Below are 20,818 nucleotides of genomic sequence, written 5' to 3' on the forward strand. Positions count from 1 at the left end.
GTTCAACAATTCTGTACGTGTGTTCGACAAGGGCATAACTCCTGCATTGGGCACCACAGTATCGGTGCACGCCGACTCGATCGGCCTTCGCCGGACACCAGAGCGGCATGTCCGCCCAAAGAAGACGCGAGCCCCTTTATATTACAATAATCTAGCTAATAATTTCAGGTTTCCGCCATGTTGCCCGGCTCCCCGGTCTATCCGGTCACGAAGACTGGACCCTCGGTTCACGATGCCGCCGCCCTTCGGCCGGCTCGTCCAATTCCAGCGCCGCCCGCTGTACGGTCACTCCCTCTCCGGGCGCACCGACAACGATCGGCGACAACTGCAGCGACACGAGCTCCGGCAGCTCCTCGACAAGCCATGCCACCCGCAGAATCACGCCGATCAGCGCATCGATGTCGCGCTCGGCGAGTATCGGGAATGCCCGCACCGAGCGGACCAACCGCATCGCGTCCAGGTCGCTGACTGGAGTGATGTGGAATGCGACATCCCCGTACAACGCGAGTGAATCACCGAGTACGCCGAATGCGAGCAGGGGCCCGAAAACTCGGTCGACAACAACCGATAGGGAAACCGCGGACCCGGCGATCCCGGAGTCGGGCACGAGGTCGATCCCCGCCGCCTCTAGAAGTTCGGCGGCGCCGGCGACGGACACCGGGCCGATGCCGGCACGGTCGACGAATTGGCGCACCCGGCCGGCCGCGAACCCCTGTGGCTCCCTTACCATTCCCGCCGGCTGCCGACGCCAGGCCCCATACGCGGCAGCACGGCCGAGCGCCGCGGCGGCTGCCTCGGGGAACGTGTAGCTGGGAACGCTGGCACCTTCGCCATGGTCCACCGAGAGCTCACCTTCCATTCCGTCGAAACTGGCCACGAAGGTCTTACCGGGCACAGATCCGGCCGCATTCACCAAAGCCGCGAGGATGGCATCGCGGCCACGTACCAGAGGCGGGATGAACAGCGCGATCACCGCGTCGACTCCGTCGTCGGCCAACAACGTACGCAATGCCGTCTCGTACTGTCCGGCATCCGCGCGGGGTGACAGATCGATGAAATCTGCCGGTTCACCGTCCAAGGCGATATCGCGCAGCACTCCTCGCGTCGGTTCGCCGAGGGAAGCAATGTGCAGACCTGCCGCCCGGCAGGCTGCGGCGGTCAGCGCACCGGGTTGCGTCGCATTCGTGACCACCACGACCCGATTGCCGTGCGGGACCGGTTGACACGCGAAAAGGCGCGCGACGTCGAACATCTCCGCCAGTGTTCGGGTCGCTACGATCCCGGTCTGGGAGAACAGCGTGTCGGTGACCGCGCCGAGGTCAAGTGCCTCCGGCATGCTGAAGCCGGTCATAGAGACCTGAACCGCGCTGGTTACGGTCACGATCGGCTTGTGGGCGCTCACCCGCCGGGCCAGGCGCGCGAATTTGCGTGCGTTACCGAAACGTTCGAGGTCGAGCAGGATGACCGACGTGCTCGGATCCTCGTCCCACCACTGCAGCAGGTCGTTGGGCGAGACATCGGCCGAACGGCCCAGCGATGCGAACCCGGAGATTCCGAGCCCGATCCGACTGGCGTGTTCCAGAATCGCAAGTCCCAGCGTCCCGGATTGGCTTGCCATGGCCACCGCCCCGGTGACCGGCAGCGATGTCGAAAATGTAGCGGCCAGCCGCCGTGAGCCCTGCTGTGCCAGGATGCCCATGCTGGCGGGGCCGATGAGGCGCATACCCGCGCCGCGGGCGTATCGGACCATGTCGCGTTCGGCGGCACGGCCCTGCTCCCCCAGCTCGCCGAATCCGACCGACAGCACGATGACCGCCGCCACCCCAGCGCCTGCGCAGTCCCGCAGGACCTCCGGGACGAGGTCGGCGTTGACCGCCACCACGACCAGGTCGACCGGTTCACCGATCGAGTGCACGGTGGGATGTGTCGGCAGTCCCATCACCGCAGGCGTGTTCGGGTTCACGGCATAGACCCGCCCTGGAAAACCATGCGTGACAAGGTTTCTCACCACCGACCGGCCGAGGTTGTCCGGTCCGATGCCCGCACCGACGACCGCGACCGTGCGCGAATCGAAGATGCGCTGCATCGATGAGCGGACGGCCTGGCGTTCCCGGCTGTCGGAGCGGGCCAGCACCTGCGCGCGCGGCTGAATTGCGATATCCGCGTGTAGTACCGATTCTGGCGGGCCGAATACGACCGCGTAACCGGAACTCTCCAGAGTACTTATCATGGCGAAGTTCTCAGCGAGAACGTCCGCTTCCAGCACCGAGATCCGATAATCACGCGCGACCGACGCAATATGTTCCAGCAGCAGGCCACCCAGACCAAGTGATTGAAACTCGTCGACGATGGTGAAGGTCACCTCCGCACGGTCCGGATGACCGTCGACGCGCACGAAATCCGCGACTCCGACCGCACGTCCTTCATGGAGAGCGACCAGTCCGACCTGTTCGTTCGAGTCGAAGTTCATGAATCTGGCAAGGCCCGCGCGATCCATGGTGACGACCGGCCCCAACATTCGCATCGAGATCGTGCGGCGCGACAACCGGCGACTGAACTCGACGATGAGTTCCAGGTCATCGCGGGTCAAGCGCCGGATGAGTACCGAACGCCCATCCTTCAGCAACCCGGGTAGGCCGTCATCCGGATTTCGGACGGGACGCACCACACCACCGCCTCTCGCTCACTCGACGTACTTCGCGGATGGCCACGCCCGCCTCGCACCCCTCCGGGACCCAGCGGTCACAACTGTATGAGCAGGGCGTCTTCTGCCGTGGTGACGCGGCCGGGCACGCCGGCCGGTACGTCGGTGATCCGCGCTGTGCGGGCATCGGTGGCCGAAACCAGCAGTTCGCCGCCCGCCTCCCGGATCACCCATTCGGCAGCGTCGACCCGCAGAACGTCTGGCGCACTCGGCGAAGCCATACCGAGCGCCGGGCCGAGGATTGCCATCAGCACCGAATTCACCTCCGAACCCACTAATTCGGCGTGCGCCTCCGGCCTGGCCCATACGATCTTGACATTCGCGAAAACCGCGGCCAGATCGGGTTTTTGAGCTCTGACGCCAGCCAACGTCTCCCCACTGAGTCCGATGACCACAGAAATCGGCATCTGTTCCAACACCGACAGAGTGCGGGCACAATCCCAGCCGTAGATCTCGGCCGGGGTATATGTTGCGCCAATCTGCCGCAACGCCCGAACCACCGGGCTCAACCACGGGCTCTCATGGTTCGGCGTGGTGATCAAGACGTGGTCGTCGCCGGTCACGCCGGCGGCGAGTAGCTGTTCACGCGCCCAGACGACGTCGCGACGAAGGTCGTCCCAGCCGATTTCGTAATCCACGAAATCATTCCCAGATCGCCAAACACCGATACCGTAGATCGGTGACCGCGGTAGGCGTGCGGCCGCTTCCAGCATCGTTTTCCTGGTCATTCCTTCACCGTCCTCGGGAATTTGGCGACGCTGGAGCTGTATTCCAAGATGTCCTCCACCGTCAGCAGGACGAGGTCGACGCCGACGCCCAGCCCGGACTCCAGCACCCCGGTCAAGCGTCGTTCGAGATCGTCGATGTCGGCCGTGCGTTCGGGCGCGTATCCGACGCGCAGCCGCAACCGGGTCATCGGGCTGTCCGACCGGAGGATCTGGAACATACCGTCGGTCAGCTCGGGCAGTGTTTCCACCAGGCGCCAGACGTCGCCGACGACGACGGCTTTACCGTCGACGACGGTCTCATCCCCACGCCGACCCGAAAACCACATCCGGGCATGTGTCCGCCCCGTCGACGAAGGCTTGCGGGTGACACGTACCAGGTCACCGGAACGGAATCGGATGTACGGGGCGACGCGGTTGTCCAGATCGGTGGCGACCAGCTCCCCGACTTCCATGTCGCCGACAGGTTCGCCGGTAAGCGTGTCGAGGACCTCCGGGTACATCGTGTCCTCCCAGAGCTGGAATCCGTCGAGATCCGGCCCCTCCCAAGCTGTTCCGGTATCGCCGGCGCTGGTGTAGGTCACGACCTTCACACCCCAGTCCTCGGTGACCTTGCGCTTGAGCGCAGCACCCATGGGCTGACCTGCGAAGGAAACGAATTTCACCGAAGCAAAGACCTCACGCAGGTCGTATTTCGACTCGAGCTTCTCGAACTCCATGATGCAGGGCAGATGGACATGCATATACGCCACCTTGTGCTGCCGGATCGCCCGTATCAAGGCCTCTCCCTGCCCTGTCCAGCTGTCGGCGAACACCGGCGTAAGCCCGAGTGTCAGGTAGAAATCGTCGTAATAGTTGCGGAATGCGCCGGCTGGGACGATGACCCGATCGCCGGGGCGGAGGCCGTGGGCGTACAGGTCGCGAGCCGACACCGTGGGCAGCGGCGGTGCCTCTGTCCAGATCTCGGGAAGCGGTTCCGGAGCGGATGTCGTCCCCGATGTAGTGGTCACCGAGACCAGATCCTTCCGGTCCACGCAGAGCAGCCCACCGTAAGGATCGCCGGTACGCGCGCGATACGCCTTGATATCCGCCTTCGTCAGGGTCGGGATCTTGGTGGTGAAGTCGTCGAGGCCGGTGATATCGGCGGGCGTGACACCGGCTGCGGCCCAATACTCGCGGTACAACGGCGAGTTGTCCCATGCGAATCTGACCAGTTCGAGCACGGCGGCCTCTTGAGCGGCCCTCACGGCTTCCCTCGAAGAGGTTTCCACCTCCGGCTCCAGGAACTCGCAAACCTCACCATCGACTGGTTTGCGCGAGCTCTCCCGTTCGTTGGTTGTCACGACCTCCTCCATCACCGGGCGCTTGCCACGCCCCGTTGCGCACTACGATCGGCGACTCGGGACGTGACCTGCCACGAGATTAACAGGTTAAACATCTACCCGTATGGCGGGAGGGTGTGTAGCTACTCCCCCGCACCATCGCACTGCGTTTCGAGCCACCGATAGTGGTCTTCGAAATGGGAGGCAGGCCGCCTGATCATGATCGCGTCGGCTTCGGCGACGATGGCGCCGGAGCTTTCAAGTTCCAGCGTCGCTCGAACGAAGACCTTGCGATTCTCGCTCCCCACGGACCACGCGCGTCCGAGCATTGGCCACCCGATCGGCACCGGACGCACGAACTTGACACTGAGAGTGCCGGTAACCCCGAATTGGTTGTTCAGCACCAGCGTGTGCCCGACCAACTCGTCCATGACGCCCGCGGTCCATCCGCCGTGCGCAACCTGCGGTCCGCCCTCGTTCGCGGGTGAACACACCACGCGGCTGATCACCACACCGTCATCACCGAGATGCTCGCTCTCGATCCCGAAGCGGCAACGGTTGAGCGCATGGCAACCGAAGCAGAGATGCATCCCGGTCGGCGACTCGGGCGCGTACAGCGGCGACAACGGATCTCTGGGACGCACCTCTGATGCAACGCCCATGTCGTGCGCCATTTCGGTTGTTCCGGATTCGTTCATAAGAACCTCTCTTCACAAAAAGCCCACACCCAACGGATCGGCAGCGTGGAGATAGATCGAAGTCGGCCAGGTTCGGAACCTCGGCCTCCTCATGTACCGAGCCGCTCGGAGGTGCGGTGGCCGGCTTCGGCGCGGACCTCTGAAACTTCAAGACGTATCGGAGCAGACGCGCCCCGTCCGGCCCACCGCTCAGGCGGTTGTGGTTGTGGGGAAGAGTTCCTCGAACGTTCCATGCAGCACCCGATCACGGATCTCGACCTCGACACCATCGAAGATCGACCGCAACGTGTCCTGAGTGTGCCCGTACGTACCCTCCAAATGCGGGTAATCATCACCCCACAACACATTGTCATAACCGGTGTCCTCAATGATCTGCACCGCACTGACATCATGCTGGAACGACGCATACACCTGCTGACGGATGATCTCACTGGGAAGACGCGACAACCTCGGACGCACGAACATCCCGTGCTGCCGATAACCCTCATCCATCCGATCACCGATCGCAGGCACCCAACCCGCACCACCCTCCGCGATGAGCACCTTCAAATCCGGATGCCGATCGAGCGCACCACCAGCCACCAGATGCGACACCACCCGCATACCCGGATAAGTAGTCTCCATATAATTCACCACCGCACCACCCGGACCGCGATACACCACATTCACCCCACCGGTGCCGATATGCCAGCACAGCGGCAGCTTCAACTCCTCAGCCACCGCCCACAACGGCTCCCACAGATCCAACCCCCAAGCCCGATCATCATCAATACCACACGGGAAATACAGCGCCCGAAAACCCATCTCCGCAGCACGCTCCACCTCAGCCACCGCGTTGTCGACATCCCTCAACGGCACAATCGCGGGGGCGAAAACCCGATCCTGCTCACCCATCACCTCCTCCATGGCCCAGTCGTTCCACGCCCGAGCCACCGCATTCTCCAACTCGGCATCACGGATGTTGCAGACCCAGAAACCCATCGACGGGAACGCCAACTGGTTACGCACACCTTCCTGATCCAGATCACGCAACCGGATCCGAAGATCCCTGAACCCCGGCGGACGAATCGAGTCCATGAAATCATTCAACTGACGATCGATCTGCATACCATCGATATAGAGAATCTCGTACTTCTCACCACGCTCCGAACGCGGCGCCCGATCCGCGAACCGCTTCGACAACCGCGAAGTCCACAAATCCTCCGGCTCCATCAAATGCGAATCACCCGAGTGCGCCCAAATCTTACCCTCGCCGACCCGCCCCTGATCAGCACGCATCACCGCTGTCATGTGTCCCTCCTCAATCGAGTCACTCCCGGACCGAACGGCCTCGGACCGACAGTTTCTTTACACTGTAACGAAAAGAGGGCATCGTGTACAGCGAATTCGAACGAAGCCTTGAGAGGGTGCAATGGAACGACACTCGGCAATGCGGCTCTGACCGCCGAGCAGCGCGAGCACTATCTCGCCACACTGAACGCTGAGAGCTTGCCCGCCCTGATGCGGTCGACGTGGACCTGGGACGATCGCGCCTTGCACCACGGTTGAGCGAGTTGCTCACCGGGCTCACCGCGGTTCAAATGCGATGCGGCAGATAGCATTGCGTTTGACAGCGGGCGCCGACGATCTCGATCTCGAGACCGTGGCTACGATCGAAATGCGAGCCCGCAGCGCCGACCTGCTGCTCGGCGGACCGGCGCTCGCCCCACGAGCGACTTCTCGAGCGCCTGAGCATCTGAGCCGCAGGCGATGCCGAGCAGAATGCGGCCACCGTTCGGCCCCTACACAACTGAGTACACTGCGCCTGTGGGAACGAGCGGACGTCCGATGGCCGGCAGTAGCTCCGTGCAGCCGGCCTCCCGGCCGCGAGGCCGTCCGCCGTCGTTGACCGAGGATCAGATCGTCGACGCCGCTTTGCAGATCATTCGCACCGAGGGTCTCGACGCGCTGTCCATGCGACGTTTGTCCCAGCAATTGGGGCGTTCCCAGATGGCCGCCTACTCCTATGTCTCCGACAAGCAGCAACTACTCGACTTGGTGGCCCGCCGTACCTTGGCCGATGTTGAGATCCCGGGCCCCGACGACGGCCCGTGGGACGTCCAGATCCGGCTGATCATCGACCGCATCGATACCCAGTTGCGCCGGCACCCCGGCATCGCCGGGGTGCTGCTGCAGCGAATGCTGCATTCGGATCGACGTCTGATGCACGCATTGATGTTGATCATGGTGGACGCCGGACTGCACGAGAAAGAAGTTCTGCTGGCCTATTCGACGATCCACACCTACCTGTTCGGTCGGTATCAGGTTGCCCTCTCCCCCGTTCCACAGGACGACGAGCCGAACCTACCGCCCGGACTGACGCATGTGATGCCGTTTCTCGACGAGTTGCATCGCGCGGATTACTTCAATTTCGGCATCGACGTACTGCTCGACGGCCTCCGCGCCCGAGTCACCGAGAATCGGCGTCAGCAGGACGGCCAGCGCGCCTGACCCGTTGCGATGTTCCACAGACAACCTGGGCCAGGAGATGCATGACCACACTGCTCGGGAGGAACGCCGCCTGCCGCAATTGAACCAAGCCGCACCGGCACTGCTCGATCCGGTTCATTCCGTGCGGATTCGCGGCCCTGGCAGTCCGCAGGCACATGGCTTCTCATCGATCGTCCCGTCGATGTTCAGCTCGATATCGCGTCCGCTGAACCGTCGGTCGCCGACCACCGTCAGAGCTGGACCGGCAACGCCAGCAGTGAGGTGCCACTCTCCTGGATCAAGGTGCAGTCCTGTTCGTTCCGGACAAGACAGAGCCAGCGCCGGTCCGAGCATTGCCATCTCTGCGGGCTCCAGACCCGCGCCGCGTAGTTGCTCGACTGCGTCGGGCCGCGCCCAGATCACCGGCACGGCAGCCAGCAAGGACCTCGTGTCGTCATCGGCGAGTAATACCTCGGCCGTCTCACCGGGTAGCCCGACAACAGCTTTGACAGACAACAAGCGCATCAGCGCCGCAACCCGGCGGGAGTCCCAGGCAAACGGTTCGGCATTGCTGAACACCACGCCCACATCGCGCATCGCGTGAACCAGCGGAGTGAGCCACGGGCCTTCGGAATTGCGGATGGTCAGCACCGCGTGTTCAGCCGCACCCACAGCCCATACCTCTAGCAACCGCCGTGCCCACACGGTATCGCGCCCGAATTCGGGCCACCCGATCTCGAAGCCGACATCCCCGCCAGCACGACGAAAGTGCCCGATTCCGACCAGTTCCGGATCCGGTCCGACCATGGTCGCGATCATCGATTTGCGGCTCATGCCTTCACCACCCTCGGGAATTTGGCCACGCTCGAACTACGGGCCACCAGATCATCGACCGGAACCAGCTCGATATCCGCTTCGATACCCACCTGCGCGGCGACCGCCGCACGTAGTCGCAGCCCCAAACCGTCCAGGTCCAGGCCGTCGGCCGGCACATAGCCGACCCGCAGCCGCAATCGGTCGACCACCCGAGACTCACGGATGATCTGGAACATTCCGTCGTGGGTCTCCTCGAGGGACTCGACCGCTTTCCACACCTCACCGACCACGACAGGCCGACCACGCACGATCGTTTCGTCCCCCAAGCGGCCGGCTATCCATTGCCGCGCATGGGTACGACCGCACCCACAGGTTCCCTGGTCGAGTCGTACCAGGTCGCCGCTGCGATACCGAATCAGCGGAGCGGCCCGATTATCCAGATCGGTGGCCACCAGTTCGCCGAGCTCACCCGAGGCTACGGACCGACGACTGTCGGGTTCCAGGGTTTCGGCGAGGACCAGGTCCTCCCATAGGTGATACCCGTCGTGCTCCCGACATTCCCACGCCGTTCCCGTATCGCCGGCGCTGGTGTAGGTGAACAGTTCGATTCCCCACTCGTCCTGGACCTTCGCGGCCAGCGCCGCCCCTAGTGGCTGCCCGGCGAAGGCGGCACCCTTGAGCGAAGAGAACGCCTCGCGCAGGTCGTGAGTGCCAGCGAGACGCTCGAACTCGAGCACTGTCGGCATGAGCAGCTGTACATAGGTCGGCCGGTACCGCCGCATCGCAGCGATGACCTCCGCACCCCGGCCAAGCCAGGAATCCAGGTAGATGGGGACCAGACCCATCTGGTGGAAGAACGTGTCGAAGAAGCCGCGAAACGAACCCGGGGGTACGAGAACACGGTCGCCGGGCCGGACGCCGATTTCCCAGATGTCGCGGGCCGCACAGGTAGGCAGCGGTGGCGCGGTATCCCAGATCTCGGGCAACAGTTCCGGGGTGCCAGTTGTACCCGAGGTGGACATGATCGACGTCAGCCGATCTGTCGGCACCTGCAGCAGACCCCCGAACGGGTCGCCCGTCCGATCCCGGTAGGCCCGCACGTCGTCCTTCGAAAAGGTCGGGATCATTTCGAGAAAGTCGTCGAGAGAGCGGATCCGGGCCGGGTCCACTCCTGCCGCAGACCAGAGCTCACGGTAGAACGGCGAATTCTCATATGCAGCGGGGACGAGTTCGAGCACTCGTTTTTCCTGCGTGGCCAGCAGTTGCTCCCGTGGCATCGTTTCGATATCCGGCTCGAAGAACCGCCGGTTCGGATCGTCGACGCCCGACTCGGGCGTTCTGGACCGGGTTACATCCACGTCGTCTTCCTTCGTAGGTCCAATACCAGCCAGAGATGTGGATCACACCGTAGGACGCATCCAGCCCTGCAACCCAAGGAACATTGCTCCGCCGAAACCGACCATAGATGCGATTACATAGTAGAATAATATAAACGATTTTACAGGATCGTGTGACGCGATCAGCTGAGCGAGGTACAGAGGTGCAACCGTCCGTCATCATGTGTGCAGGCGATAGATACGGTCATATCGACGATCGATCGTCAGCGCATGATGCCGAGGCCCAGAAGATCCTTCACGCCGCACGACTGGTGCTCGAACGCTCGGCTTTCCGTTCCCTGAAGATCCGTCAGGTACTCGTTGCCTCAGGTTCGTCCGCAAGCAACTTCTATCGCCGATTCCCCAGCAAAGCTCATTTGCTGCTGGCGCTTCTCGAGGACGAGGTGCGACTCGCCGACCAGCGACTCCACGACGAGATCGACGCCGCCGACCCGATCGCCGAACAGTTGCTCACCTGGCTGCGTAACACCATCGGCAACGTGTCCGACCGGGCTCGCGCCCAGCGGACGAGACTGTTCCTGGACCCGGACCTCCTGGAGATGCTTCCGGAGCAGCTGCACTCACTGCACCGGATCATCGACGATCGACTGGGTGAGATCGTCCGGCGCGGCATTCGCAGCGGAGAACTCCGGCCCGGCGACCCCGAAACCGATGCGATGCTCGTGTGCCAGCTCGTCCGCGGGCTGGTGACCAACAGACTCGACAGCGGAATCGCTTGGGAGGAAGATGATTTCGTGACGCACGTGCACGCTTTCGTTCTACGCGCCCTCGGCGGTACCGCCTAGCATCCGACGCATGGTGCAGAAGCCGGACGCTCCAATGTCCGTGGCTGTGTATCGAGCGCCCGGTGACGGGCGCTCGATACAACAGGTGCGTAGACAACGCGACGGTGCCCGCCACGCAAGTGCCGGACACCGTCCATGTGTGGTGCGCTCGCCCGGAAGGCTGGATTACCGTTGTAGCGGCCGACGGTTCCGGAGAGTCAGCGCGGACCGAACCGCTGCGCACCATCCAGACGGACTACTTCGCCGTTGATGTAGCCGTTGGTCAACAGATGCTCCGCCAGGGCAGCAAATTCTTCGGGCGCGCCCAGCCGCTTGGGGAACGGGACACTGCTGGAGAACTTCGCCAGCGCCTCCTCGCCCACCGTTTCCATCAGCGGGGTCAGCATCGTGCCCGGCGCGATGGTGTTGACGCGAATACCGACCGCACTCAGATCACGCGCCGCCACCAGCGTGAGGCCGACAACCCCTGCCTTGGCCGCCGTGTACGCACTCTGTCCGATCTGACCCTCGTATGCCGCGATCGACGCGGTGGCGACCACCGAGCCCCGCTCCCCGGCGGCCGTCGGCTCGCCGACCGCCATTCGCGCAGCGCCGAGCCGCAACACGTTATACGTGCCGACCAGGTACAGCTCGAGCGTCTTGGTGAAGACTTCCAGGCTCGCCGGGGTGCCATCGCGCTTGACCACCCGCTCGCTGGCTCCCACGGAGCCACCGTGCGCGATCACGATATGGCGCAATGTGCCCATCGCTGCCGCGACATCGAGCGCAGCCTGCACCGATTCCTCGGAGGTGACGTCGGTGCGGGCATAACGAACTCGGTCACCGAGGTCGTCGACGAGCCTGCCCGCGCGGTCATCGGCGAGATCTGCGACGACCACCGCCATCCCGGACTTGTGCAAGCGACGGACGACGGCCTCACCGAGCCCGCCGGCGCCACCGGTCACCAACGCCACATTGGTCACAGAGGTGGTCATATCTTCTCCGTTCGGTGAATCTGATGCGAATGGGTACGGCGGACCGACTCACTCGCCGGTCCATACCGGTTCACGTTTCTGCGCGAAGGCTTCGGCTCCTTCGCGCGCGTCCCGGGAGCTGAAGACGGGTTCCAGCAAGGTGCGTTGCCGATCGAACGCCTCGGCGCCCGTCCAGTCGGCGGATCCGACAACGATCTGCTTCGTGACGGCGACGGCGAGTGGCCCGTTCCGGCAGATCACCGCCGCGAGTTCCAGCGCCCTGTCGAGTGCCTCGCCAGGCTCGACGAGGTGATTGACCAAACCGAATCGGTGAGCGAGCTCGGCCGAGAAAGCCTCTCCTGTCAGGGCCAGTTCCAATGCGATCTGGTAGGGGATTCGCTGCGGCAGCCGCAGTAGCCCGCCACCACCAGCGACGAGGCCGCGCTTGACCTCGGGCAGCCCGAATGACGCGGTACGCGAGGCGACGATCATATCCGTTGCCAGCGCCAGCTCGCTTCCTCCTGCCAGCGCGAAACCCTCGACCGCAGCGATGACGGGTTTACGCGGCGGCGCCTCGGTGAAACCGAGACCACGGCCTTCGATCCCGACATCTTCCCCGGCGATGAATGCCTTGAGATCCATACCCGCGCAGAAGTTTCCGCCGGCGCCGGTCAACACACCGACCGACAGATCCGCACTGCTGTCGAGGAGGTCCATCGCGTCCGCCAAACCGTGGCTGACCTCCGCGTTGATGGCATTACGAGCTGCGGGCCGGTTGATGGTGACGATGAGGATGCGATCACGTCGTTCGACGATCAGAGAAGAATTCTCCGAAGTGTCGGCCCGAGCGTTTGCCCCCACGGTCAGATCCGCTCGTAGATCGTGGCGTTCGCGGTACCGCCGCCCTCGCACATCGTCTGCAGCCCATACCGCTTTCCGGTGCGGATCAAGTAGTGGATGAGCGTGGTCGCCAGCCGCGCGCCGGAGCAGCCGAGCGGGTGTCCCAGGGCGATGGCGCCGCCCACCGGGTTCAGCTTCGCCTCGTCGGCACCGGTCTCGATCTGCCATGCGAGCGGGACGGGCGCGAAGGCCTCGTTGACCTCGAAGGCATCGATGTCGCTGATGCTCAGTCCGGATTTCCGCAGCGCCAACGCAGTCGCCGGAATCGGGCCGGTGAGCATCTTGACCGGATCGTCTCCGGCGACAACCGCGGTGTGCACGCGGGCCAGCGGGGTGAGACCAAGGCGAGCGGCGTTCTCCGAGGTGGTGATAAGCAGGCCGGCCGCACCGTCAGAGATCTGCGAGGCATTGCCGGCGCTGATCCGACCGCCCTCCTTGAACGGCGTCTTCAGAGTGGCGAGCTTGTCGACGGTGGATCCGCGACGGATACCCTCATCCGATTTCACAGTGGTAGCCCCAGTGGGCACAGGGATGATCTCCGCGTCGAAATCACCCGCGTCCTGCGCCGCAGCGGCCCGTTCGTGCGAACGCACGGAGTACTCGTCCAGCCGCGTCCGCGACAGCTTCCATTCCTCGGCGATTTTCTCGGCACCGTATCCCTGATTGAATGCGCCACCGAAGCCCGGATCGGTCAATTCACTCGCATATCTGGTGACCGCCGGCCCGCCCATCGCGCCGGTGCCCGTAACCGCGGTGGCCCCCATGGGAATAGCGGACATCATCTCGACACCGCCCGCGACCACAACGTCGGCCTGGCCGGAGATGACGGCGGCCGCGGCGGTCGAGATAGCCTGCTGCGACGAGCCGCATTGCCGGTCCATGGTGAAGCCTGGGACCGATTCCGGCCAGCCCGCGCCGAGTACCGCCATCCGGCCGACATTGCCCGACTGCTGACCGATGCTCTGTACAGTGCCCCAGTGCACATCGTCGACCACGGCGGGATCGAGACCCGTTCTTTCGGCAATCGCCTTCAATATCAGTGCGGACAGCTCGACGGCGTGCACCTCGGCGAGGCCCCCGCCCCGTTTGCCGACCGGTGTGCGCAGAGCCTCGACGATCACAGCGTCACGCATCTGGAAGTCCTCTCGTGTCCGATCATCGCCTGGATCCCCAGGTGGCATCACAGGCTGAACGAGTATTAACTAAATAATTACATTCTACAGGGCCTCCATGGCAAGCCCGCACCTCTCAGCACCCCCGCGAGCCCGGCGTCACCCCGACGCCTGAGACGACGACATGGAGCTACCAGGCGGACCTTTCCGGCGATGTAACAGACATCGTGGCTCTAGCCACTTGCGCAAACCCCGACCGTTCCCCTTCGGGCGTCGGCCCGCATCCACGTACACAGCGATCACATCGCAGCGCACATCAACCCCCTCTTGACAGACACTGTCATATAGTTAGATTATTCCTCTCAACAAGGGTGCTTGTTCTTCGGTGCCAGGTCTGACGGAGGGTGAGCCGATGGCGTACACAAAGAGTTCGGAGACGGCCGACGAGGCAGTGGACTCGGAAGCGCTCGACGAGTGGATCGGGAATCGGTTACCCGGGTACGGCGCCGCACTGGAAGTCGAACGGATGACCCCCGGCACCGGTATCGCCAACGCCCTCTACTGGCTTCGACGTGGCGGGAACACCTGGGTGCTCCGCCGCCCGCCGGCCGAAACCAACGCCCCCGGCGCATCGGACATGACGCGTGAGTGGCGGATCCTGACCGCGCTCGAAGGTACCCCGGTGCCGCATCCCGAGCCGCTTCTCCTGGGCACCGCCGAGGACGGCCCTCTCGGCGTACCTTTCGTCGTCATGGCCGCCGTGAACGGCTTCACTCCGGTCGGGATCCTGCCGCCGCCGTATACGAGCCCGGCGGCCCGCACCGAACTCGCATTCGCCATGGTCGATGCGGTCGCAAGCCTCGGCACAATCGACCACATCGCCTGTGGCATCGAGGATCTGGGTAGACCCCAGGGCTTCTTGGAGCGACAGGTGGGCCGGTGGTCACGACAGGCCGACAGCTACCGAACGCGCGACATTCCCGGATATGACGCGCTTGCCACCTGGTTGGACGACAACCGTCCGCTGCACTACGACGTGGGGCTCATGCACGGTGACTACAGCCCCTTCAACGTGATGGCATCGCCACTCGACCGCACGCACCTGGCGGCGGTCGTCGATTGGGACACCGGCACCATCGGCGACCCGCTGATGGACATCGCACATCTGCTCGCGCGATGGACCGAGCCGGGGGAGGAACCTGCGATCGGGACCTGGGATATCGGCGATGGCATCGCCGCGGAGCGGGCAGGCCTGCCCACCAGGGCCGCGATGGCACAGCGATATGTCGAGCGATCGGGGCGGGATCTGACGTATCTGCCCTTCTACCAGGCACTGGCCCTGTTCAAGCTCGCGTCGATCCTCGAGGGACGGACTGCGCGGGCCGCGTGGGGAGGCCGCGCGGCGGATGCGACGATGTGGTCGGTCATGGTCGACCGACTCATCGAGCACGGACACTTGTTCGCCCAAGGGATCCGCCGGTGAGCGCCATGACTGCCGACTTGCGGGACCTGCGCACCCAGGAAATCCGCAAACATCTGACCGATGTGGCGCTACACCTCTTCGACGACAGAGGATACGACGCGGTCAGCGTCGACAACATCGTCGCGATCGCCGGTGTCTCACAACGCACGTTCTTCCGCTACTTCCAGTCCAAGGACGACCTGATTCTGCAGTACGAACGGACCCTGCATGCACGCCTGCTGGAAGCGCTCGCGGCGCGTCCCGCCGAGGAAGGACCGGTGACGGCGCTGCGGAATGCGTATCTCGAAACAGCCACCACCGCAAGCGGTTACCGCGCGCGGATGCGACGTCGTGGACAGCTGCTGGCAGCGAGCCCGACATTGCGTTCGCGTGCCGGCGGAGAACGGCTGGCGGGCGTCGACGACACCTGCGCAGTTCTCACCATGCGCCGATCAGGTACGGAACCCGGCGACGACGAATGGCGACTGCGGGTGATAGCCACCGCGCTGTCCGCTGTCGCCGCGGACGCCTGGACGCGCTGGGTCGGCAGCGGCGAGGATTCCGACCCTGCAGACCATCTGGCACAGGCTTTTTCGCACTTGACCTCAGGATGGGATCTGCTCGATGAATGAGGGGACGACGCCTGCGTCCCACCCGCTGCAGGCGATGGACATTTTCAGCCTCGCAGGCAAAATCGCCGTGGTCACGGGCGGCAGCCGGGGTATCGGACGCGCGATCGCGCAGGGTTTCGCACAGGCTGGCGCAGCCGTGGTGATAGCCAGCAGAAAGCTCGGGGTGTGCGAGCGTGTGGCCGATGAGATCCGTTGCACGACAGGAGCTTCCACCCTGGCAGTCGCATGCCATGTCGGCCACTGGGCCGACTGCGACGTTCTGATGGACCGCGTCATCGCCGAATTCGGCCGTTGCGACATCCTTGTCAACAATGCCGGAATGTCACCTCGTTATTCGTCATTGACCGAAATCAGCGAGGAGTATTACGACAAGGTCAGCTCGGTCAATCTCAAAGGTCCCTTCCGGCTCGGCGCTCGCTTCGGTGACCACATGGCCCGCCACGGTGGCGGCAGCATCATCAATGTGAGCACCATCGGATCGTTGCGACCGGGTGCCGACGAACTCGTCTACGCCTGCGCGAAAGCCGGATTGAATGCCCTGACCGTCGGCCTCGCCGAGGCCTATGGTCCCGCGGTGCGCGTGAACGCGATCCTGCCCGGCGGAGTCGCCACCGATATCGCGGACAAGTGGCCACCCGAATTGATGCAACAGGCAATCGACGCCGCACCGCTAGAGCGGATCGGCACACCGGAGGATTTCATCGGCGCCGCAACCTGGCTCGCGGGCGACGCCGCGTCGTTCGTCACCGGGGAACTGATCCGCATCGACGGCGGCCGATACCGCCAGACCAGTTAGTAGCTCGCGAGGACGGAATACCATGATCGACTTCTCACTGCCCGAAGAGACCCGCGAACTACGCACCCGGATAGCGGAATTCATCGACCGCGAGATACTCCCCTACGAAGAACAGGTCGGCACCCGCCCTTTCGCCGAGATCGTCGGCGAACTCCAGGCCGCCGCGCGCACGGCCGGCTTCTGGTGCCCTTTCGTCCCGGTCGAGTGGGGTGGCATGGGGCTGGGGCCGCTGGCCAATGCAGTGGTACAGCTGGAGGTCGGCCGGACCCACCTCGCGGCCTGGGCGATGAACTGCATGGGACCGCAGGACGCCACCATGCTCACCCTGCTGGAACTCGGCACCGCCGAGCAGAAGCAGAAGTATCTTCGCCCTCTCATCGAAGGTGAGAAACGCATCTGCTTCGCGATGACCGAAAAAACAGCCGGCGCGGACGCCACTGGCATGCGGACCACCGCTGTCCGCGACGGTGACGACTGGATTATCAACGGCGAGAAGTGGTTCACCAGTGGGGCGAGCCGATCGGACCTGGTGCTGTTGATGGCGAGGACCGACCCGAATGCGCCCCGGCACCGCCAGTTCACCACATTCGTCGTGGAACTTCCCGCACCGGGATTCGAGATCGTGCGCGACATCCCCACCCTGCACGATCAGATCGAGCCGAAGTGGAACGGCGAGTACGTGACCGGCCACGCCGAGATCACATTGACCGATGTCCGAGTCCCGGCGGCGAACATCATCGGTGAACGTGGCGGCGGGTTCGCATCGGGCCAGCACCGGCTGGGCTACGGACGTATCCGCCACGGTATGTGGAGCATCGCACGGGCACAGCAGGCACTGGACCTGGCTGCGGAACGAGCGTCGTCCCGCAAGACTTTCGGGAAGACGCTGAGCGATCGGCAAGGCGTGCAGTGGATGCTGGCCGACTGTGCCAGGGACCTCTACATTGCGCGGCTGATGGTCCTGCACATCGCCTATCGCATGGAGCACGGGCTCGACATCACCCACGAGAATTCGATCGCCAAGAACTTCGTGGCCGACATGCTCAGCAAGGTCGTGGATACCGCATTGCAGATCCATGGTTCGTTGGGCTACACCATGGACACCCCACTCGCCGCCTGGTACGCGGAAGCGCGCATGCAGCACCTCGTGGACGGTCCCGACGAAGTTCACCGATGGCGCGTCGGCAAAAATGTGCTGTCGGCATATGAGAAATATGGTACGACCGCCTCGGCCGCCGGCGGCAGCCTGCTCTGAGCACATCGCGGTCCGCGGTCTGCTACCCGTTCGCACACGACCAAGTTAGGATGCGGGCCTCCGCTTACGAGCGCGGTGCCCTCGGTGTTCACAGCGAACAGAGGGCCTCCACCGCACGGACCGCTTCCTCGTCGGTGATGTCGGCCGACTGCGCGATCGCACTTTGCTCGCAACGCACACGCGCGCCGCCACACGGCTGAGCAACGAGACCGGGTGCACGCCCACGCAGCCGTGGTCCGCACGCCCAGCCGTCAGACCGCTCGGGAGCCGACGAACGCCCTGTGCCGAGCTGACCGCTCCTGGTCGACCACCAGCCTCAACGCGCCAGGGCGCGGAGCGGTTAGCGGGCACACGTCGATATCCAATGCCACCCGAGCCAGGGCACCAGAGTCCGTTGGCGCGGACACGTCGGTACCGGGCAGTACACCCAGTTCCGCCAAGGCCCGGCCCGCATCGTCCGGAACTACCCCGAGCCACTCCGCCAGCTCATCGAGGGTGAGTTCCAATATCGGAAGGTCCCAATCGAGCATCAGGTCCACGATCGCAATCGCCGCCGCCGAGCAGTGCTCAGCGTTCCGGATGGACGATTCTTGGGCAGAGATGTAATTCGTCAGCATGGGATTCCTCTCACCAACCATGATCCCGGTCACATCTCCACCGTGCCCGAAGTAACGCCATAGTGACCCGGTAGAAACACCTGGATGGACTACGTGGTCGCTGGCGTGGGTGTTCGAGCGAGTGGAATCAGGCACCCGCCGCCGCAGCAGACATGGTGCCTGTACCGGTCGCGATCGCGGCGGTGACCCCGTCCGGCCGCACAATCTCGGTGCGCAACGTCCACAACCGACGCCCCCGGCGCACGAACGCGGACCTGAATTCCAGAGAACCCCCACCGGATGCAGGGCGCAGATAGGTGACATTCAGTCGCAGTGGGCGCACCTGAAGGCTTGCTACACGGCAGCTGTGCTCTTGTGCGAGCTGAGCAAGCGCCATGAGCACACCACCGTGCAATGTCCCGCGAGAGTTGAGCAGGCCCGGGACGAGGTCCACCCGCGCCGAACCGTCCGCATGAGGTATCACCCGCACTATCTTCGGATCCATCGGTGGCGGCAATACCTCCCCATTCGAACCAAGTGGGGCCCGGCCGTCCGAGTCGCCGAACATCATGCCCACCGCATGAGCGATCAGCGTGCCCCGGTCATCTCTGAATTCAGCTCGGCCCGTACCCAATTCGCGTGTGCCTCCCAGAGCGACAGCGGCAACGTCGAGATGCCGCGCATCCTCCGCCAACGGGTTCAGCTGGTCCACACGCAATTCGACGGTGACGCCGGTTGACGACAGCGCTGGATGGGAGAACACCCCCGTTGCGACAGCGGCATCGGCCGTTACCCCCAGCAGCGCTGGAGAAAGCCAGCGATCCTCACCGAGCGAACCGGGGCCGAGAGGTGCACGAAGTTGTGCCCTGCCCGGACCGATGTCCCGGACGGTGAGTCCAAGTCCGACCTCGACCGCGCTCAGCGTCGGAAGCGTCTTCGTATCCCCCGCGATCATAAGCGGCACGGGGATGGCGCGATCCAAATATTCGACACCGCTACAGGCCCATCGATCGACCGATGAGATCCTTCATGATCTCGTTGGTCCCGCCGTATACGCGTTGAACCCGCGCGTCCCGCCACAGCCGGGCGATCTCGTATTCATTCATGTACCCGTACCCACCGTGCAATTGCAGGCAGCGATCCACGATCTCCCACTGCGTCTCGGTAGTCCACCACTTCGCTCCGGCTGCTTCCTGAGCAGTGAGTTCTCCGGCATTCAGTGCCATGATGCACTGGTCCAAGTACGTGTGCATAACCTCGAGCTTGGTCTGCATCTCGGCCAACGAGTGGCGGTTCACCTGGAAAGTACCGATCGGCTGCCCGAATGCCTCGCGCTCGCGCGCATAAGCCAGGGTCAGATCGTAGGCCCGCTGCGCACCAGCCACCGCGTGAACGGCGATGCCGAGCCGCTCCTTCGGCAAGTTGCGCATCAAGTGGTAGAAGCCCTTGTTCTCCTCGCCGATCAGGTTCTCCACGGGCACCCTGACATCCTCGAAATGCAGCTCTGCGGTGTCTGCCGAGTGCTGACCGATCTTGTCGAGTTTCTTGCCCTTGGTGAACCCCGGAGTGCCCGCCTCCACGACAATCAGACTCATGCCTTTGTGGCCTGCGTCGGGATCGGTCTTGCACGCCACCACCACGAGGTCGCACAGCAGCCCGTTGGAGATGAATGTCTTCGAGCCGTTGATGACGTAGTGGTCACCGTCGCGCCGCGCGGTGGTTCGCAGACCACGAAGATCAGAACCCGCACCGGGCTCGGACATTGCAATGGCGGTGATGATCTCGCCCGACACCATGCCCGGAAGCCAGCGTTTCCGCTGCTCTTCAGTGGTCAGCTCGATGAAGTACGGCGGCAGGATGTCGTTTTGCACTCCGAACCCGACACCCACCGATCCGGTGAGCCAGTACTCCTCACTGAGGATCGCGTTGAACCTGAAATCCTTGATCCCCGCCCCGCCGTATTCCTCAGGCACCTCCCAGCAGAGCAGCCCCAGATCCCCGGCCTTGCGCCACACCTCACGACTCGTCTGGCCGGCCTTCTCCCATTCGTCGACGTGGGGGACACACTCCTTCTCATAGAAGGTCCGTGCGGTTTGCCGAAACTGCTCGTGTTCAGGTTCGAGAATCGCGCGTCGCATAGTCTGGCTTACACCCTTCTTTTTAGTTAACTCATTGTACTATCCGAGAGAGGTGCGG

The 20,818-nt window shown here is 63.8% G+C and carries 19 protein-coding genes; 6 read left to right on the forward strand and 13 right to left on the reverse strand.

The annotated features are described in order from the left end of the window. Positions 1 to 205: 205 nt before the first annotated feature. The 5 genes from K7711_RS40835 to K7711_RS40855 all read right to left on the reverse strand — a co-directional run bounded on the left by K7711_RS40835 (position 206) and on the right by K7711_RS40855 (position 6,739). Positions 206 to 2,668, reverse strand: coding sequence for a bifunctional acetate--CoA ligase family protein/GNAT family N-acetyltransferase (locus K7711_RS40835; RefSeq protein ID WP_222977365.1), 2,463 nt, complete (start codon positions 2,666 to 2,668; stop codon positions 206 to 208). Between the two features lie 74 nt (positions 2,669 to 2,742). After that, entirely contained in the window at positions 2,743 to 3,417 is a 675-nt protein-coding gene (locus K7711_RS40840) for a hypothetical protein (RefSeq protein ID WP_222977367.1), read from the reverse strand. Between the two features lie 11 nt (positions 3,418 to 3,428). After that, on the reverse strand, positions 3,429 to 4,676 hold the full coding sequence (locus tag K7711_RS40845; RefSeq protein ID WP_308015178.1) for a phenylacetate--CoA ligase family protein: 1,248 nt from the start codon (positions 4,674 to 4,676) through the stop codon (positions 3,429 to 3,431). Positions 4,677 to 4,894: 218 nt separating this feature from the next. Next, positions 4,895 to 5,425 (reverse strand): PaaI family thioesterase, encoded by a 531-nt coding sequence (locus tag K7711_RS40850; RefSeq protein ID WP_235748577.1) that lies wholly within the window; start codon positions 5,423 to 5,425, stop codon positions 4,895 to 4,897. 213 nt (positions 5,426 to 5,638) lie between these two features. Next, positions 5,639 to 6,739, reverse strand: a complete 1,101-nt coding sequence (locus K7711_RS40855; RefSeq protein ID WP_222977371.1) for an amidohydrolase family protein — start codon at positions 6,737 to 6,739, stop codon at positions 5,639 to 5,641. A 537-nt stretch (positions 6,740 to 7,276) separates the two neighbouring features. Here K7711_RS40855 and K7711_RS40860 point away from each other — a divergent pair. Further along, on the forward strand, positions 7,277 to 7,939 hold the full coding sequence (locus K7711_RS40860; RefSeq protein ID WP_222977373.1) for a TetR/AcrR family transcriptional regulator C-terminal domain-containing protein: 663 nt from the start codon (positions 7,277 to 7,279) through the stop codon (positions 7,937 to 7,939). A gap of 114 nt (positions 7,940 to 8,053) precedes the next feature. Here the strand turns inward: K7711_RS40860 and K7711_RS40865 are convergent, their stop codons facing one another. Continuing rightward, positions 8,054 to 8,737 carry a hypothetical protein gene (locus K7711_RS40865; protein ID WP_222977375.1) on the reverse strand — a complete coding sequence of 228 codons (684 nt, stop codon included), beginning with the start codon at positions 8,735 to 8,737 and terminating at the stop codon, positions 8,054 to 8,056. An 11-nt stretch (positions 8,738 to 8,748) separates the two neighbouring features. Continuing rightward, complete coding sequence (locus K7711_RS40870; RefSeq protein WP_308015179.1) at positions 8,749 to 10,092, reverse strand: phenylacetate--CoA ligase family protein; 1,344 nt, start codon at positions 10,090 to 10,092, stop codon at positions 8,749 to 8,751. 200 nt (positions 10,093 to 10,292) lie between these two features. Between K7711_RS40870 and K7711_RS40875 the strand changes: the two genes are divergently transcribed. Next, positions 10,293 to 10,916: a TetR/AcrR family transcriptional regulator gene (locus K7711_RS40875; RefSeq protein ID WP_222977377.1), complete on the forward strand. Its 624-nt coding sequence runs from the start codon at positions 10,293 to 10,295 to the stop codon at positions 10,914 to 10,916. Positions 10,917 to 11,113: 197 nt separating this feature from the next. Here the strand turns inward: K7711_RS40875 and K7711_RS40880 are convergent, their stop codons facing one another. The 3 genes from K7711_RS40880 to K7711_RS40890 are packed head-to-tail and all read right to left on the reverse strand — an operon-like array spanning position 11,114 to position 13,902. After that, positions 11,114 to 11,890, reverse strand: a complete 777-nt coding sequence (locus K7711_RS40880) for an SDR family NAD(P)-dependent oxidoreductase (protein ID WP_222977379.1) — start codon at positions 11,888 to 11,890, stop codon at positions 11,114 to 11,116. A 48-nt stretch (positions 11,891 to 11,938) separates the two neighbouring features. Continuing rightward, positions 11,939 to 12,688, reverse strand: coding sequence for a crotonase/enoyl-CoA hydratase family protein (locus K7711_RS40885; RefSeq protein ID WP_222977564.1), 750 nt, complete (start codon positions 12,686 to 12,688; stop codon positions 11,939 to 11,941). Positions 12,689 to 12,732: 44 nt separating this feature from the next. Continuing rightward, positions 12,733 to 13,902 carry a thiolase family protein gene (locus K7711_RS40890; RefSeq protein WP_222977381.1) on the reverse strand — a complete coding sequence of 390 codons (1,170 nt, stop codon included), beginning with the start codon at positions 13,900 to 13,902 and terminating at the stop codon, positions 12,733 to 12,735. 391 nt (positions 13,903 to 14,293) lie between these two features. Between K7711_RS40890 and K7711_RS40895 the strand changes: the two genes are divergently transcribed. From K7711_RS40895 to K7711_RS40910, 4 genes are read left to right on the forward strand one after another with little or no spacing between them, the layout of a single operon-like run. After that, on the forward strand, positions 14,294 to 15,364 hold the full coding sequence (locus K7711_RS40895) for a phosphotransferase family protein (protein ID WP_222977383.1): 1,071 nt from the start codon (positions 14,294 to 14,296) through the stop codon (positions 15,362 to 15,364). 5 nt (positions 15,365 to 15,369) lie between these two features. Next, a complete protein-coding gene (locus K7711_RS40900; protein ID WP_235748587.1) occupies positions 15,370 to 15,975 on the forward strand; it encodes a TetR family transcriptional regulator in 606 nt (201 codons plus the stop codon). After that, entirely contained in the window at positions 15,968 to 16,771 is an 804-nt protein-coding gene (locus tag K7711_RS40905; RefSeq protein WP_235748579.1) for an SDR family NAD(P)-dependent oxidoreductase, read from the forward strand. Before K7711_RS40900 ends, K7711_RS40905 begins: the two co-directional genes overlap by 8 nt. Before the next feature lie 22 nt (positions 16,772 to 16,793). Beyond that, positions 16,794 to 18,026, forward strand: a complete 1,233-nt coding sequence (locus tag K7711_RS40910; protein ID WP_222977388.1) for an acyl-CoA dehydrogenase family protein — start codon at positions 16,794 to 16,796, stop codon at positions 18,024 to 18,026. 251 nt (positions 18,027 to 18,277) lie between these two features. Here K7711_RS40910 and K7711_RS40915 read toward each other — a convergent pair whose 3' ends face one another. The 3 genes from K7711_RS40915 to K7711_RS40925 all read right to left on the reverse strand — a co-directional run bounded on the left by K7711_RS40915 (position 18,278) and on the right by K7711_RS40925 (position 20,760). Continuing rightward, the gene (locus K7711_RS40915) at positions 18,278 to 18,676 is read right to left on the reverse strand and encodes a hypothetical protein (RefSeq protein ID WP_222977390.1); all 399 of its coding nucleotides are present in this window, start codon (positions 18,674 to 18,676) and stop codon (positions 18,278 to 18,280) included. Positions 18,677 to 18,770: 94 nt separating this feature from the next. Then, positions 18,771 to 19,127, reverse strand: coding sequence for a PaaI family thioesterase (locus K7711_RS40920; protein WP_222977391.1), 357 nt, complete (start codon positions 19,125 to 19,127; stop codon positions 18,771 to 18,773). Between the two features lie 490 nt (positions 19,128 to 19,617). Continuing rightward, on the reverse strand, positions 19,618 to 20,760 hold the full coding sequence (locus K7711_RS40925; RefSeq protein ID WP_222977395.1) for an acyl-CoA dehydrogenase family protein: 1,143 nt from the start codon (positions 20,758 to 20,760) through the stop codon (positions 19,618 to 19,620). Between the last annotated feature and the right edge of the window lie 58 nt (positions 20,761 to 20,818).

This window comes from Nocardia coffeae, from assembly GCF_019890715.1.
Taxonomy (GTDB): domain Bacteria; phylum Actinomycetota; class Actinomycetes; order Mycobacteriales; family Mycobacteriaceae; genus Nocardia; species Nocardia jiangxiensis.